The 13,733-nt window shown below is 44.3% G+C and carries 16 protein-coding genes and 1 tRNA gene; 2 read left to right on the top strand and 15 right to left on the bottom strand.

Annotated features, from left to right (window positions below):
• The 3 genes from AC1MDJ_RS02290 to AC1MDJ_RS02280 are packed head-to-tail and all read right to left on the bottom strand — an operon-like array spanning position 1 to position 2,443.
• A complete protein-coding gene (locus tag AC1MDJ_RS02290; protein WP_479689339.1) occupies positions 1-846 on the bottom strand; it encodes a phosphatidate cytidylyltransferase in 846 nt (281 codons plus the stop codon).
• A 4-nt stretch (positions 847-850) separates the two neighbouring features.
• A complete protein-coding gene (locus tag AC1MDJ_RS02285; protein WP_479689338.1) occupies positions 851-1,981 on the bottom strand; it encodes an acyl-CoA dehydrogenase family protein in 1,131 nt (376 codons plus the stop codon).
• 24 nt (positions 1,982-2,005) lie between these two features.
• Positions 2,006-2,443 carry an RrF2 family transcriptional regulator gene (locus AC1MDJ_RS02280; protein WP_479689337.1) on the bottom strand — a complete coding sequence of 146 codons (438 nt, stop codon included), beginning with the start codon at positions 2,441-2,443 and terminating at the stop codon, positions 2,006-2,008.
• Positions 2,444-2,559: 116 nt separating this feature from the next.
• Here AC1MDJ_RS02280 and AC1MDJ_RS02275 point away from each other — a divergent pair, with 116 nt between their 5' ends.
• Positions 2,560-3,444, top strand: a complete 885-nt coding sequence (locus tag AC1MDJ_RS02275) for a glycosyltransferase family 8 protein (RefSeq protein ID WP_479689336.1) — start codon at positions 2,560-2,562, stop codon at positions 3,442-3,444.
• On the opposite strand, the gene AC1MDJ_RS02270 is transcribed toward AC1MDJ_RS02275, so the two are convergent.
• A complete protein-coding gene (locus AC1MDJ_RS02270) occupies positions 3,421-4,356 on the bottom strand; it encodes a glycosyltransferase family 8 protein (RefSeq protein ID WP_479689335.1) in 936 nt (311 codons plus the stop codon). The genes AC1MDJ_RS02275 and AC1MDJ_RS02270 overlap by 24 nt on opposite strands.
• 47 nt (positions 4,357-4,403) lie before the next feature.
• On the opposite strand from AC1MDJ_RS02270, the gene AC1MDJ_RS02265 reads away from it, so the two are divergent.
• Entirely contained in the window at positions 4,404-5,345 is a 942-nt protein-coding gene (locus tag AC1MDJ_RS02265; protein WP_479689334.1) for a glycosyltransferase family 92 protein, read from the top strand.
• Positions 5,346-5,361: 16 nt separating this feature from the next.
• Here AC1MDJ_RS02265 and AC1MDJ_RS02260 read toward each other — a convergent pair whose 3' ends face one another.
• The 11 genes from AC1MDJ_RS02260 to AC1MDJ_RS02210 form a co-directional block, all read right to left on the bottom strand.
• Entirely contained in the window at positions 5,362-6,300 is a 939-nt protein-coding gene (locus AC1MDJ_RS02260) for an Rpn family recombination-promoting nuclease/putative transposase (protein WP_479689333.1), read from the bottom strand.
• A 9-nt stretch (positions 6,301-6,309) separates the two neighbouring features.
• Entirely contained in the window at positions 6,310-7,338 is a 1,029-nt protein-coding gene (locus AC1MDJ_RS02255; RefSeq protein WP_479689332.1) for a glycosyltransferase family 8 protein, read from the bottom strand.
• A 12-nt stretch (positions 7,339-7,350) separates the two neighbouring features.
• On the bottom strand, positions 7,351-7,968 hold the full coding sequence (locus tag AC1MDJ_RS02250) for an HAD family hydrolase (RefSeq protein WP_479689331.1): 618 nt from the start codon (positions 7,966-7,968) through the stop codon (positions 7,351-7,353).
• Positions 7,968-8,414, bottom strand: a complete 447-nt coding sequence (dut, locus tag AC1MDJ_RS02245) for a dUTP diphosphatase (RefSeq protein ID WP_479689330.1) — start codon at positions 8,412-8,414, stop codon at positions 7,968-7,970. The genes AC1MDJ_RS02250 and dut overlap by 1 nt, the downstream gene beginning before the upstream one ends.
• 6 nt (positions 8,415-8,420) lie before the next feature.
• On the bottom strand, positions 8,421-10,379 hold the full coding sequence (gene priA / locus AC1MDJ_RS02240; protein WP_479689329.1) for a replication restart helicase PriA: 1,959 nt from the start codon (positions 10,377-10,379) through the stop codon (positions 8,421-8,423).
• The gene (locus AC1MDJ_RS02235; protein ID WP_479689328.1) at positions 10,369-11,376 is read right to left on the bottom strand and encodes a 2-hydroxyacyl-CoA dehydratase family protein; all 1,008 of its coding nucleotides are present in this window, start codon (positions 11,374-11,376) and stop codon (positions 10,369-10,371) included. Before AC1MDJ_RS02235 ends, priA begins: the two co-directional genes overlap by 11 nt.
• 12 nt (positions 11,377-11,388) lie before the next feature.
• On the bottom strand, positions 11,389-12,129 hold the full coding sequence (locus AC1MDJ_RS02230) for a hypothetical protein (RefSeq protein ID WP_479689327.1): 741 nt from the start codon (positions 12,127-12,129) through the stop codon (positions 11,389-11,391).
• 21 nt (positions 12,130-12,150) lie between these two features.
• Positions 12,151-12,681: a cob(I)yrinic acid a,c-diamide adenosyltransferase gene (locus AC1MDJ_RS02225; protein WP_479689326.1), complete on the bottom strand. Its 531-nt coding sequence runs from the start codon at positions 12,679-12,681 to the stop codon at positions 12,151-12,153.
• Positions 12,674-13,162, bottom strand: a complete 489-nt coding sequence (coaD, locus tag AC1MDJ_RS02220; protein WP_479689325.1) for a pantetheine-phosphate adenylyltransferase — start codon at positions 13,160-13,162, stop codon at positions 12,674-12,676. The genes AC1MDJ_RS02225 and coaD overlap by 8 nt, the downstream gene beginning before the upstream one ends.
• A gap of 22 nt (positions 13,163-13,184) precedes the next feature.
• Positions 13,185-13,257 (bottom strand) — tRNA-Gln (locus tag AC1MDJ_RS02215).
• A gap of 66 nt (positions 13,258-13,323) precedes the next feature.
• A partial coding sequence (locus AC1MDJ_RS02210; RefSeq protein ID WP_479689324.1) for a flagellin occupies positions 13,324-13,733 on the bottom strand: 410 nt, incomplete at its 5' end.

Genomic DNA, 13,733 nt, shown 5'->3' with positions numbered 1-13,733 from the left:
CTACCACACAGGAGAGAGCGTTATGAGCAAGACTGCAGCCAAGACAGGTGCAGCAAATATTATAGAATCTAGTCTATCAAGTATGCCGCCGTGCCCTGGTATGAGCGAACCGCTATCTTTCACCCCAGCATTTCGTTTAAGCATTGATTCAAATAGGTCGCCCAAGATACCCGCCACTACCACCAATATAGATATTATTACCAGCTTGAAGTTGCTCATATTGTAGGAGAGGAAGTTGTCTGTATTGACCATAACGCACCTATAGAACGCTACGGACCCAGCAACCCCGAAGATGAGACCAGCGATAAAGCCTTCAATGCTTTTAGCGGGGCTGACAGCCACTATCCCTTTGTGCTTGCCGATGAGCGAGCCTGCGAAATAAGCCGCACTATCTGATAGCCAGATAGCTACGAACAGATAGACTACCCACCACACATTGATTGCACGTATTGGCAGTAGCCATACCAGCATAAATGGGAGGAACAGCGCACCAAACAGATTAACAGCCACAAAGCGCAGAGAATCGGCGGTTGGTTCTTTAGAAAATAACTTCATAGCAAATATCATAAACACAAGCAGTAGTATTAAAGGGACGATTGCGAACGAAAACACAAAAGATACTGGCAACACTACACTGCCAAACCATACCACCCGTGAAGACACAGGCTCACCAGCCACCATAAGCAGTCTGTGAACCTCACGATTACCCGCTATAATAAGCGAACAAATGGCTATTAAAAATGGAATTGGTACACCTAAAGTGAAACGAGGCTCCCAAAATGTGATGCCTATTGCAACAGGGAGCAACACCACTGCGGCTAGTATGCGCTTAGCTAGATTGCTCATCAGGCTACTTTTTCACTATATAGTTTGATATGACCATCCGTTGAACTTCAGACGTACCCTCTGCAATAGCCGTGCTCTTGGCATCTCTAAATAGACGTTCTGCCTTAGCGGGTTTGCAATATCCGTAGCCGCCTTGCACCTGTATAGCGTTGATTGCGTTGTTCATAACAGCTTCAGATGCGAATAGCTTTGCAGTAGATGCCGCCAGTCCGAAATCGCGCCCAGCATCACACAGGCTAGCCGCATGCCAGACAAGTTGCCTAGCCGCTTCACAGTCTTTATGCATATCGGCAAGCATCCAGCGGATAGCTTGATTGTCAGATATCGGATGCCCAAACTGCACACGACTGCCAGTATATGCCACGCTCTCCTCAACACAGGCTTGCAATAGTCCCACAGCTAGCGAGGCTATACCTATGCGCCCGCCATCTAGTGCAGACATTGCTATTTTGAACCCCTGCCCGACACTGCCCAGCACTGCATTTTTTGGCACTTTTGCATTTACTAGCTCTATATCTACCGTGTGCGAAGCCCGAAGCCCCATTTTATTGACATGGTTCGTCACCTTGAAATGTTCTTTGTCCACCAAGAACGTCGTCATTGAGCGCGATGGGCTTGCGGTAGCGTCCGTCTTTGCCACAACCAACACAAAGTCACAATAGTCGCCTGATGTTACAAACGCCTTCTTGCCATTTAGCAGGTAGTAATCACCATTGTCATCAGCTGTCGTTTGAACATTGCCTGCATCAGAGCCAGCCTCTGGCTCGGTCAGTGCGAAACCACCGAAGTAGTCCCCAGTTGCCATTTTTGGCAGATACTCTTTCTTCTGCTCTTCAGAGCCGAACTTTAATATGCAGTCGGCGGTAAGTGCATGTGCCGCCATAGTCATCGCTGTAGAGCCACAGGCTTTAGCTACTTCTTCCATAAGCAACGTATATGACAGCACGTCCCCGCCACCACCGCCGTAGTTGTCAGGCACTTTGATGAGTAGCATGCCCTGTTGGGCTATTGCTTTAATCTGTTCTTTAGGGAATTTTGCGTCTTTGTCCGCCTCTACAGCAAGCGGTGCAATTGCTGAAACAGCAAGCTCAGCAGCCGTTTCGCGTATAAGTAAATGTTCTTCTGATAATATCATAATATTACGCTCCAAATAGTTATTTTATATAGAATAATCATCATTTGCATTCTTGGAAACCTGTTTTGATACTTCGTCTAGTGTAATACCATCAAGATATTCGTTGATAAGGTTATTTAGCCCTTGCCAGATAGGTAATGTTTTACACTCATCAGATTGTTCACACACGGCGGGGTTGCCCTCTGCACAGGCGGTAGGACAGAGCGAGCCTTCGGTGATACGTAGAATTTGTCCTATAGTATAGCGTTCAGGCGATTGGGCAAGCATATAACCACCCTGATAGCCACGATTGGCACGCAGTATATTGGAGTGACTGAGAAGAGAACCTATCTGCTCTAGGTATTTCTTAGATATTTGCCGCCTATCGGCAATATCCTTTAGGGATACGTAACCCTCACTCTTGTGTTCAGCCAAATCTAGCAACATCAGCAGGGCATAACGCCCCCTAGTGGAAATCTTCACTAAAACACCTCTCTACGAGTGTATCACAAATGCTGGAGGGTTGCAAGGAATTTATAGCGTCTCTTAATAAACTTGTATCTTGCAATTAGGGTATAGTTCGTGGTAGGATACAGTTCATGATACCAGTAGTATTTGTAGCTGACGACAATTATGCTCCATATTTGGGAGTAGCTATTAGTTCATTCGTATCTAATGCGTCCGTGCAGAACACGTATAATATATACATCGTTCACGATGGCATTAGCGACGGCAACCGTGAACTTTTAGAAACGCTGTCTGACTACAATGTTCAAATAGATTTCATTGATGCTCGTCCGTTTGTAGCTAGCTATGGGCTTGACCAGCTCAACATTACGTGCTATCCGCTGGCTATCTACTACCGATTTTTTCTGCCACAAATTCTGCCAGAGCTAGATAAAGTGCTATATCTTGACACGGATGTGCTGATTTTAGACGATGTTGTCGAGCTATACAACATTGATATAGGCAATAATTATATCGGAGTGGTGCTTGATGCACTCTCGCGTAGACCTGCCAGTTCATCGTTTGCTAAGTATTGCAGAAAAATACTGAACATCGCCAGCCACAAGACGTATTTCAATAGTGGTGTCTTGCTTATGAACCTAGCGAAGATGCGCACCGATGATATGACAACTAAACTAGTTGCCACACAAAAAAAGATGCGGAACGCGCGATTCCCCGACCAAGATACTCTGAATATCGTATTTGAGGGTAAAACGAGCTTTCTGCCAGACGGCTGGAACGTTCAGGCTAAAGAGTTTTATCCAGCTAGCTTACAAATACCCTCAATCGTCCACTATGCGACAAACAATAAGCCGTGGGCTATAAAGAATCCGCGTGATAACTTGCTCCTGTGGTGGCAACAGGCAGAAAAAACACCATTCTACGAGATACTACAGCACATCAAGCCTGATACAACTACGCTCAGCTGGCGATGGGCTTTATTGAGGGATAAGCTAAAGGGTAGTATCTGCAAGTAATTTATTAAGCCTAGCTCGTTCCTGTTTATTGAATGTGATAAAACTAGCAACATATTTTAAGTATTGCCAGCCGTGTGCGATGAGCCAGTGAATGGATGTGCTAGGCTTGCTATTTGCAAGTTTCTCCCAGAAAGCCGTCTGCTTTGCGTAATGCCACCAATATGCAAACTTTATATCCATCCGCTTGGCATTCCACGGCTTACCCGGTCCCACGTAGTGTATAATAGCGGGGAGCAGTTTAGTTTTGGACACAAACTTTGCCGCAAAATTCCACTCATCGGGCAGATAGTGTATCTGTCCCCGAAAGATATTGTTTATAGCATCCTGGTCATGGTACTGGTACTGGTACTGGTATATTCTACACTGGACTAGCTTGTCCGCTGAGTTGGTATCGCGCATACGTTCCAGATTCATCACTAGAGTGCCTGAATTGACGTAGTCTCTGGGATTGATGCCTACAATATATTCACAATATTTAATCTGTTCAGGGTCGCTGGTGCGGTGATACACAGCATCGTGTGCAGCGGCGATGTAGTGAGAGGTGACGTCAGTATTGTATAGCTCTGCAATATCTTTCAGCACAATCATGTCTATGTCAAGATAAACAGTTTTGGCTACATCAGGGAATATCTCTGGTAGAAAAAATCTATAGTAGGCGGCTACAGTCAATCTATTTAACAAAGGTAATTTGTCCAATTTATTTTTCACAAATGGGCGGGCATCAACAATGTTAATACTAATATTTTTTGTTGCCATTGACACCAGAAGTGCTCTGCTCTCGTCAGCAATAACGTCCGTCACAATGTTTATGCTATATTCATTTTGTGGCGAGGCGTTTGCGATAATTGAGCGCAAAAGCACTGCGCAATAGGCGATATAGTTATTATCGGCAACGACCGAAACATGTATCATAATATCGGATTATATACTATAGTAAGAAAATATGCTAGACTAGCGAGATGTTTAAGTTATTGCGCCATATTGGTGCTCTATTTATGCCGTCTGCTCGTCTGCGCCGCATAGTGCGTGAGGGATATACGCTTGAATATTTTAAGTGGTTCTTTGATAAACGCAACAGAGGTAGTAAAGCTGATTTCCCGCAATATCTGTCAGTTGTTGCAATCGTTAAGAACGAAACAGCATATATAGCCGAGTGGCTGGAGTATCACCTGTTAGTAGGTGTTGAGAAGTTCTACATTTACGATAATAATTCAACCGACAACTTAAAAGAATATTTAGAACCTTACATTAAAGCTGGCATAGTGGAATATACTAACTTCCCCGGTAGGGAGCGACAGGTGCCAGCGTATAATGACGCTCTCAAAAAACATCGCTACGATTCGTATTGGCTAGCTTATATTGATATAGACGAGTTCTTGGTGCCCGTCTCTGCTGAAAGTCTGCCTGATTTCTTGCACAGTTTTGAGGGTGCGTGTGGTGTATCTGTCAACTGGCTTGTCTATGGTGATAACGGGCACAATGCTAAAATAGACGGGCTAGTTATAGAACGTTTTAAGGCTCATGCAGAGACTAATTTTAAGTATAATCATCTAGTTAAGGTAGTTCACAATCCTAGATATTTGTTCAAAGCCGATGTGCATAGTGGACACTACTGGCATAATGCCGTAAATGCATCTCTTGATACGCATGGAGGCAAACGCAGTGAATATGGAAGTGGTACTGATATTGTCTATCACGACAAGTTACGTTTGCACCACTATTGGAGTAAATCTTACGAGGAGTATCTAGTGAAGAAAGGTAAAGGCAGGGCGGTGTTAGAAAGGCTACCACTTGCAGCCTTTGAGGAATATAACCGCAACGATGTTAAAGACGACACTACTATGGACAAGTATGTGCCACTGGTGAAAGAGAGTCTTGCGAAACGATTTGCGCCTAAATAGACCGCTATCAGGACTATCAGTTCACATTCTTATGTGTGGCACTGTTCATAAGGGTGCGTTCCAGTGCTACAAGGTCGCCACTCTTGAGAAGTGACAACAACTGCTGAGAAAGCTCTTGCTTGCCTTGTTGCACGCCTTGCTGCACGCCTTGTTGCATACCCTGTTGCATACCCTGTTGCATACCCTGTTGCATACCCTCAATAATACCCGCTTCGCGCGCTTCTTCACGCCACACTTTTTTAGCCTCTCTCAGATTAAATCCTGTAGTAAGCATATTTATTACTCCTTTTGAGTTCCCTATCAAGAACTCCCGTAGTATATTCTTTTCTATACATTCTTCAACAGCAGCTTTCATTGCATTCGCTATAGCCCTCTTACCCTTTACACCTTTTGTATGTCTTTTAGCTATCTCAATAAATTCTGCATACTGTCCCAACGTCTTGCTATTATCCATTAGCTTCGGATTGCGTCCGTTATTTACATTCAATACCTTAGTCGTTAGCTCTAAAAAGCCATACTTGTCATCTACTGCTCGTTCAGCAAACATATCAGACAGTTTCAGAACACTTTCATCAGGCGTATTTTCATCGCCATTATATAATACTATAAACTCTGGACGAGGTATTGTCAACATAGCACTTTTATACACTGCATTGCTTGCAAGCATATTCTCATACACACGTGCAATATAGCCTAAAAAACGCAGAGGCATATTAGCATTCACGGTTGATTGGTGTTCCATCAGCACAACTAACTTGTTCCCTATAACAAAGGATATATCATTACGTCTATCCATAAACAAGACTTCTTCAAGTGTATTGATTATCACATCATCAGACATTGTATAGCCAGCACCAGTGATGGCGTTGTATAGCTCTATCAGTTTATCCTTGTCAGAGAACAGCATAGCAAATACGCTGTCTTTATAGTTTCTTTTGGCTTTCACATACGGCATAGCAAAATACTATAATGAAAATGGTAGTCCGTCAAGTTTTTTCCACCGTTTGTTCAGCCGTGCATAGCATTCTGTTGCCTGTGCTAGTTTAGTTTCAATGCGCGAGAACCTGCCGAAAGTCAGTTTAGAAGCAATAGCATAGCGCAACAATCTGCGTTTCCACATATTTAATTTTCTTTGCAATTTATTCAACATATCCCTGCCATAGCGAGTTTTAAGGGCATAGTGGAAATACTCCTCGCTGCACATAGAAACCCTTTCAGTGTGCGGAAAGCCTTGCCCCACATAGTGTATAATATACGGTTCGTGTATGGCACTAGCCACACTATCTACAAACTGCGGTGCAAAAGCTGCCCTGTTAAATAATAACCCGCCAAACACCCCCCAGTTATTGGCGATAAACTTCACCCGTCCAGCACAAACCACGTTTAACACATCTTGGTCTGGATAGAACGTGTTTTTTAACTTCTGAACAGTTTCTAAAAACCTATCTATTATGTTATCTTTGCGCATCAGTTCAAGGTTTAGAACCAGAACGCCAGAGTTGAAATAGTCGTGTCTGGAAGTGATTCCTAATGTTTGATAACTCGGAGGTAGCCACGGGTTGGCAGCACAGGCAATGGTCAAATCGCGCGTTGCACCAACATAGTTATCGCCAAGCTCAGTATCGTATAGCTCAGCAACATCGCGAAGTATGAGTGTATCGCAGTCAAGATATAATACTTTACGCTCATTAGAGATAATATTGGGCAGAAATAGACGAGTGTAAATACTGACAGAATATTTGCCGCGTAGATAAAATGCCGATTGAGCGTAGCTGGCAAGGGTGCGATGGGCATCAGCAAATAGCAATTCTATATTGTTGGCGGATGCAAGTTCACTCAAGTAGTTTTTATTGCCAGCACTGATAGCATTTTCTAATATGTATATTTTATAGTGCCTGTCAGGGTTTGTATGGGCTACAAGAGATGCCAATGCCACAGACAGCACAGGTACGTAGTTATTATCAGACGCAAAGGCAACTAAAACATCAGACATAGCAAAAAACTCCTATAGATATTTCGCCAGCTCTCTGTGGTCGCGAATAGCTGGGGTATCTGCTATGGACGCTCCGAATGAGACAAATGCTACCCCTGCAGCGATTGCTGCCTGATAGTCCTGCTCACTATCGCCTACATAGAGCGCAGATGCAGGCTCAACACCGAATGTGGATAATATCTTTAAGACCCCTTCGGGTGCTGGTTTCGGTTCTGATACATCTTTGCTTGTAATTATACACGAAAAATAGTCGGCAAGCTTGTAATGCTCTAAATACCCGTTGATAGACATTCCCCGATTAGTGCAGATAGCTAGTCTGTGCCCGCTGATAAAGTCCGTTAGTGCCTCGTGCACCCCAACCTCTAGCGGTGTCACAGCAAGCCATTCATCAAAGCTTATATCCAATACATATTCACGCATCTTTTTAACGGTGTCGGGAGTGGTATACATAGAAAACAGCTGCTCATCCGTCATTCCATAGGCAAGTTTGCCAAAATCAGAGCTTTCCCAATCTATCACAGGCAGGTTGAATATGCGGAACATCTCGCTGTAATATTTACAAACCGCCCTGCGGCTATTGACTATAACCCCGTCAAAGTCATATATAATAACACTATACCTGCTCGCCATTACTTCACGCCTGTGCTACCAAAACCAGCTTCGCCGCGCTCGGTGTTGGATAACTCGCTCGCCATTACAAAACTAGCTCGTGCCACTCTGCTAAACACTAGCTGGGCAATCCTATCGCCCTTGTTATAGCTAAACGTTTCATTTGACGAATTAAACAATATAACGCTAATTTCGCCACGATAGTCGCTGTCAATAGTTCCAGGGTTGTTCAACATGGTTATGCCGTTTTTCCTAGCTAGTCCGCTACGCGGGCGCACCTGTCCTTCATATCCATCTGGTATTTCAACACAAAGCCCTGTGGGAATAGTATCGCGCTGCCCCGCATCTAACGTGCCTCCCCGAGTAGCACACAAGTCAACCCCCGCCGCCCCTGCCGTCTGGTAAGCAGGCACGGGTAAGCAAACGTCTAACAATTTAATCTTTACCTGTATATTATCTTGCGTCATAATCTGCTACATAAAATAGTTCGGGTCTCTATCTATCCGCATATCCATAGAGCCGTGCTTCTGCTTGCTAAATAACTCTACCGCATTCAATAATGCCAACTTTAGCGCATTGTGCGTTTTTGCCCTTACAAGGAGCGAAAACCTGTAGCGGTTTTTTATTTTGAACACTACCGCGGGGGCTGCCCCCAGCACCTCTACATTACCAGTTGCCCGTAGTGCAGAGGCAATGCTATCAGCTACATTTTTTATAGCCGATGCATCGGTATATGTCCACACAATTCTAGCAAGCTTCATATACGGCGGATACCCCAACTTCTGCCTGCGAGCAAGCTCGTATTCGTAAAAATTAGCAGAATCTTGCATAAAATACTGATACAGCTGGTTATCGGGCATATATGTTTGAATATATACGTTGCCCTTGCTGTCCCCGCGCCCCGCTCTGCCCGATACCTGCATTACTAGCTGATACGCCCGCTCAGATGCCCTGTAGTCGGGTAGCGAAATTATATTATCAAGTCCCAATATCCCAACAAATGTGATGTTAGGGAAATGCAACCCCTTTGCAACCATTTGCGTGCCTACTAGTATATGTGCCTCTTTCCTGTTAAACTTGTCCAATGCCTCATCTAGCTGTTTAATAGTGGTAATCTTACCCGTATCAATGCGCACAACATCAGCGGGAAACATATCCTCTAAGAATTCCTCCACCCGCTCTGTGCCTGCCCCCGCATCAAAGAACTCTTTCCCGCCACAATGCGGACATGTTATATTACTGTAATGTTCGCCGCAGTAATGACAGACACAATCGCTGCTGCTCTTAAATGATGCCACTGGCACTGAACAATTAAGACATTCAAATGGTTTCCCACATTGCTTGCAAAATAACGAAGTAGCATACCCTTTGCGGTTTAGGAATAAAATCGCCTGCTCTCCTCGCTCTAACACCTGCTGCAATTTATCATATACGCTTTCAGCCAGCACGCCGCCAAGCAACGTCTCACGTTTCATGTCAACTAGCGTTATCTCTGGCATAGCCGCTGAAGCATAGCGACTGCGCAGTTTGTGTAGCTTATATTTGCCCGAAAGCGCATTATCCATAGACTCTGCCTGTGGGGTGGCACTGCCTAGCACCACAGGAACGTTCAACATGCTAGCATATAGCACAGCCATATCGCGCAGATTATATGGCGGCATCTCCTCCTGCTTGAACGTGTTCTCGTGCTCTTCATCCACTATGATAAGTCCGATATTGCTTGACGGCACAAATAGCGCGCTTCTTGCCCCTAGCAGCAACATAGACTGCCCACTGGCAAAGCTCCAAAAGTTCTCCAGCCGCTTTTTAGAACTCATCTTGCTGTGATATAGTGCAGGGTCAAACCCCAGCCTATGTTTCAATCTATCTATCAGTTGTGGAGTAAGCGCAATCTCTGGCACGATATATAGTGCCTGTTTCCCCTCAGCCAGTGCACGTTCTATGATTGATACGTACACCTCTGTCTTGCCGCTACCTGTGATGCCGTCTAATAGATGCGCTGAATAGCTCCCCAATGATATACTAGCCGCAATCTCTTGTTGTTCGGCTGACAGCTCTATGCGTTCCTGTTTCACTGTTTTAGGTGGGGTTAAATTTTGCGGGCAAGCAGAATCTAGCAACTTTTTTGATATAACTCCGAATAGCGCAAGCCCCAGCGGGGAGATGTAGTAGTCGGCAAGTCGCCTCAAAAAGTCTAACCATACACCAGAAAATAGCGGTTCTTTATCTAAAATGTTGATTATTTCTTTACATTCAAAATCGGGTTTTTTTACCACCCCAAGACAAATTCCCGTCATAGTCCGCGTGCCGAACGGAACGCTCGCTCGCACCCCTATTGCTACATCAGTTATATATTTGTACGTATATATGCCTTCTGTTGGCACGGGTAGCAACACTTGCAGATAGATATCGTTATTGTTATTACTGCCCATTTTTAACTCGCTTTGCTTGTAGCATTTCAATGAATGATTCTATCCGTATCTTGCTACGCTCGTCTAGCGCAGTAGGTGCATCTCCCTCTAGCGTTAAAATGGGTATGTCTAAATGTTTCCTAAATGCCACGTCTTGTAGCTGTCTGTGGCAGAACGCCTGCGCATAGTGAACAAGTCCGTCAAGCTGACGTGCAGCTATTTCCCGTTTAATATCAGCAATCCTAGAATAGACGTCATAAGGATAGGTGTAGTCTAAATATCGCTGAATAAGCTCTGGTGCGCGTGAGGGGATGGAAAATTGTCGCTCTACCTCATTAAAATAGACCTCAGCACCCTTTGAGCTTATAAAGTCGTATAGATTATTTATGATAGTCGGCACACCTACATAACCCAGCCTGATAGCACTCTGATTAGGTTTTTTCAGCCTTGCCACTGCTAGAAACTCATCAAGTTCTCTCTCGTAGCGATTTACATCACCATTAAAGTCGCTTGATGATACTAGCCACGTATGGTTATCTCTGCCCGATACCTGCCCTATGTTCGTCAAGTCATCAAGCTCCGTAAGTTTTGCTCTCAGCGGTTCTAATGTCTTGAGCTGAGAATAAACATGTTCCATTGGTACGTTTAGATAGTTTGCAAGTCGCTCAAACTGTGCCTTTAAGTCTTTGTAGGCAAACGGACTTTTATTGTCTGACGGATAAGAAAAGCGATAAACGGGGAGATGCTCACACTCTAACAGCTCTATCATCGCCTGCGTATTGCTGCAATCGCCCGTTACCACAGCTATAACAGCATCAACATTAGCAGCATTAAGAACTGCACTATACTGCCCCTTTATCCACGAGCAGAGCGTTCTAGGGAAACCTGCCTCGTGTGCAATTGCTATAAAATTATCAGAATTCTCATTAGTTATAAAGACATTGTTCAAGTCAACTGGCGTATGCCCGCCTGCCAGCAATATCTCAACCGGAACTGTCGTAGTAATGCCCAACCTCATACGGGCATAGACTCATATAACCATAAACAGCACAAAGATTACCGATACGCCGCAGGCTATCAGGGTGTATTTAATTAGCTCGCTCTTAGGGATGCCCGCAAAGGTCTCGTCCGTTTTACGACTTAGGTCGTCCCGCAGCTGCTTAAGTTCGCTTTCGTAGCTGTTGCGCTCAGATACAAGCTCAAATATATACTTTTCTATATCAATCTCTTGAACCTTAGCAGGGTTTATATAGCTCTCCATCTGTTGTGGCGGCTGAGAACGTGCAAAGCCAACGTGCTGTTCCCCATCGTTAAACTTCATATGGACATTGAACTTATTGAGGAAAGCTATAGTCCGTTCCTGTTGTTCATTAGAAAAGTCATCATCACCAGAAAATTCAAAGGTGTTAACGTTATAGTTAGCTGCGTGCCGTTGCAGATAGGTAACCAGCTCATTAAATATAAATGTGCCGACACCTTTATTTTGCATGCGCGTTTCCATGTGTATTCCGTGTGAGGGACCAAATGTGATATTAGACTCAGCGTGGTTTATAACAGCCTCTATTCTATTGAGCGTCAGCTTGCTAGCAACATAGTCAGTAGCCGCTACGTTGGCTAACGAACTAGCCATAACAGAGACGCTCTCCGTATTACCATCATGCAAAGTCTTAATGACAATCAATACCGAACCTAACAGCTTGTCCCTAGAGACGCCATCAAAAACCTTAATAACCTTTAAGATAGTATTGGCGTATGCTGACCTATCCGCCATAAAATTCTCTTACCTGCCTATTTATTTTTCTATGCCTATACGGGCGGGAACGCCTATCTTATAATAGTGCTTAATCTCCCTCATCTCAGTCACTAAATGAACTGCCTCTTTCAGCGCATCGGTAGCACCGCGCCCCGTGAGTATCATCTCCACTCGCTGAGGCTTGTTTTTTATCAACTCTAACACATCCTTTTCTGCTACAATGCCGATAGAAACCGCAACGTTCAGCTCATCAAGCACTACTAGGTCGTAATTGCCACTGTTGACAGCATCTTTAGCTAACTGAAAGCCCTCTTTTGCAGCGAGAACCTCTTCGTTGCTGGGCTTGCCAAACACAAACTTGCCTGTGCCGAACTGTTTTAGCGTGAGCTGGTCTTTATACTTATCAAACACGGGTTGCTCAGATGAGAAATTGTTCTTCATAAACTGGCAGAAAAATACTTTCATACCAGCACCCAGTGCGCGAATTGTTACGCCTATAGCTGCTGTAGTCTTTCCCTTGCCGTCGCCTGTGTATATCTGCGCATAGCCTTTGTCAAAATTGTCATGCATGGTTCATATCCCCCCTTTTAGCCTTTATATATTCATTTACCGCTTCCGGTAAAAACATTGAATAATCGCCACCCATTACACTAACATCACGAATCACAGTTGAGCTTATATATGCGTATCTGTCAGTAGGCATCAAAAACACAGGCTCAAACTCATCATACATAGCGCGGTTAATATAAACCATCTGCTTCTCATACTCGTAGTCAATAGTATCTCGTATCCCACGCACTATGTATTTTACCCCATTTTGTCTCATATAGTCAACTAAAAGTTGAGCACACATATCCACACTAACGTTCTTAATGCACGCCACCGATAGAGCCGCCATCTCAGCACGCTCCTCAAACGAAAATGACGGGTGTTTGCTGTTGCTCTTAAAGACAACGATTTTTAGCTCTGAAAACAGCGGTGCGGCACGCTGGACGATGTCAAGATGCCCTAGTGTGAATGGGTCAAACGTGCCGGGGTAGATAGCTTTCATAACTCACCATAATAAAAGGGAACAGGGGCGGAAGGATTCGAACCTACGAATGCCGAGACCAAAACCCGGTGCCTTGCCAGCTTGGCGACGCCCCTATATACAACACGAACCGATTACAACTTACAACAGAAATATTGCGATGTCAAGATAAAAATAATAAATCAGAATTTTATCAACTGCATTATTGTTTGTGGCAGGGCGTTAGTTTGCGAGAGCAGGTTTGTTTGTGTGGTCATTAGTAGTTGTTTTTTTGCTAGGTCAGCGGAAGCCTCTGCGAAGTCTAGGTCTCTTATCTGAGATTCAGCGGATATTGTGTTTTGCTGTGTAGTGTTAAGTGTTCTTATAGTTGCTGCCAGTCTATTGAGTTGTCCTCCTATGAGAGTGCGTTTATCAAGCACGCTTTGTATTGCCATATCTATCTTGCTTAGTGCCTTAGCTGCACTCTTTGCGTCTAACACATATATATCATCTATGCCGAGAGAAGTGGTGTTGACCTTGCCTACACTTGCGAGTGTCATTGTCTGCCCTGCATTTGCTCCTATAAGCGTTCTATTGTCATGAACAGCTATGC

The organism is Candidatus Termitispirillum reticulitermitis (genome assembly GCF_054655775.1).
Note: the sequence above shows the minus strand (reverse complement) of the source record. Positions and strands in the feature narration are given on the sequence as shown.

Coding starts and splice junctions, on each gene's coding strand:
- AC1MDJ_RS02290 (WP_479689339.1), bottom strand. CDS start 846: ATGAGCAATCTAGCTAAGCGCATACTAGCCGCAGTGGTGTTGCTCCCT.
- AC1MDJ_RS02285 (WP_479689338.1), bottom strand. CDS start 1,981: ATGATATTATCAGAAGAACATTTACTTATACGCGAAACGGCTGCTGAG.
- AC1MDJ_RS02275 (WP_479689336.1), top strand. CDS start 2,560: ATGATACCAGTAGTATTTGTAGCTGACGACAATTATGCTCCATATTTG.
- AC1MDJ_RS02270 (WP_479689335.1), bottom strand. CDS start 4,356: ATGATACATGTTTCGGTCGTTGCCGATAATAACTATATCGCCTATTGC.
- AC1MDJ_RS02265 (WP_479689334.1), top strand. CDS start 4,404: ATGTTTAAGTTATTGCGCCATATTGGTGCTCTATTTATGCCGTCTGCT.
- AC1MDJ_RS02260 (WP_479689333.1), bottom strand. CDS start 6,300: ATGCCGTATGTGAAAGCCAAAAGAAACTATAAAGACAGCGTATTTGCT.
- AC1MDJ_RS02255 (WP_479689332.1), bottom strand. CDS start 7,338: ATGTCTGATGTTTTAGTTGCCTTTGCGTCTGATAATAACTACGTACCT.
- AC1MDJ_RS02250 (WP_479689331.1), bottom strand. CDS start 7,968: ATGGCGAGCAGGTATAGTGTTATTATATATGACTTTGACGGGGTTATA.
- dut (WP_479689330.1), bottom strand. CDS start 8,414: ATGACGCAAGATAATATACAGGTAAAGATTAAATTGTTAGACGTTTGC.
- priA (WP_479689329.1), bottom strand. CDS start 10,379: ATGGGCAGTAATAACAATAACGATATCTATCTGCAAGTGTTGCTACCC.
- AC1MDJ_RS02235 (WP_479689328.1), bottom strand. CDS start 11,376: ATGAGGTTGGGCATTACTACGACAGTTCCGGTTGAGATATTGCTGGCA.
- AC1MDJ_RS02230 (WP_479689327.1), bottom strand. CDS start 12,129: ATGGCGGATAGGTCAGCATACGCCAATACTATCTTAAAGGTTATTAAG.
- AC1MDJ_RS02225 (WP_479689326.1), bottom strand. CDS start 12,681: ATGCATGACAATTTTGACAAAGGCTATGCGCAGATATACACAGGCGAC.
- coaD (WP_479689325.1), bottom strand. CDS start 13,162: ATGAAAGCTATCTACCCCGGCACGTTTGACCCATTCACACTAGGGCAT.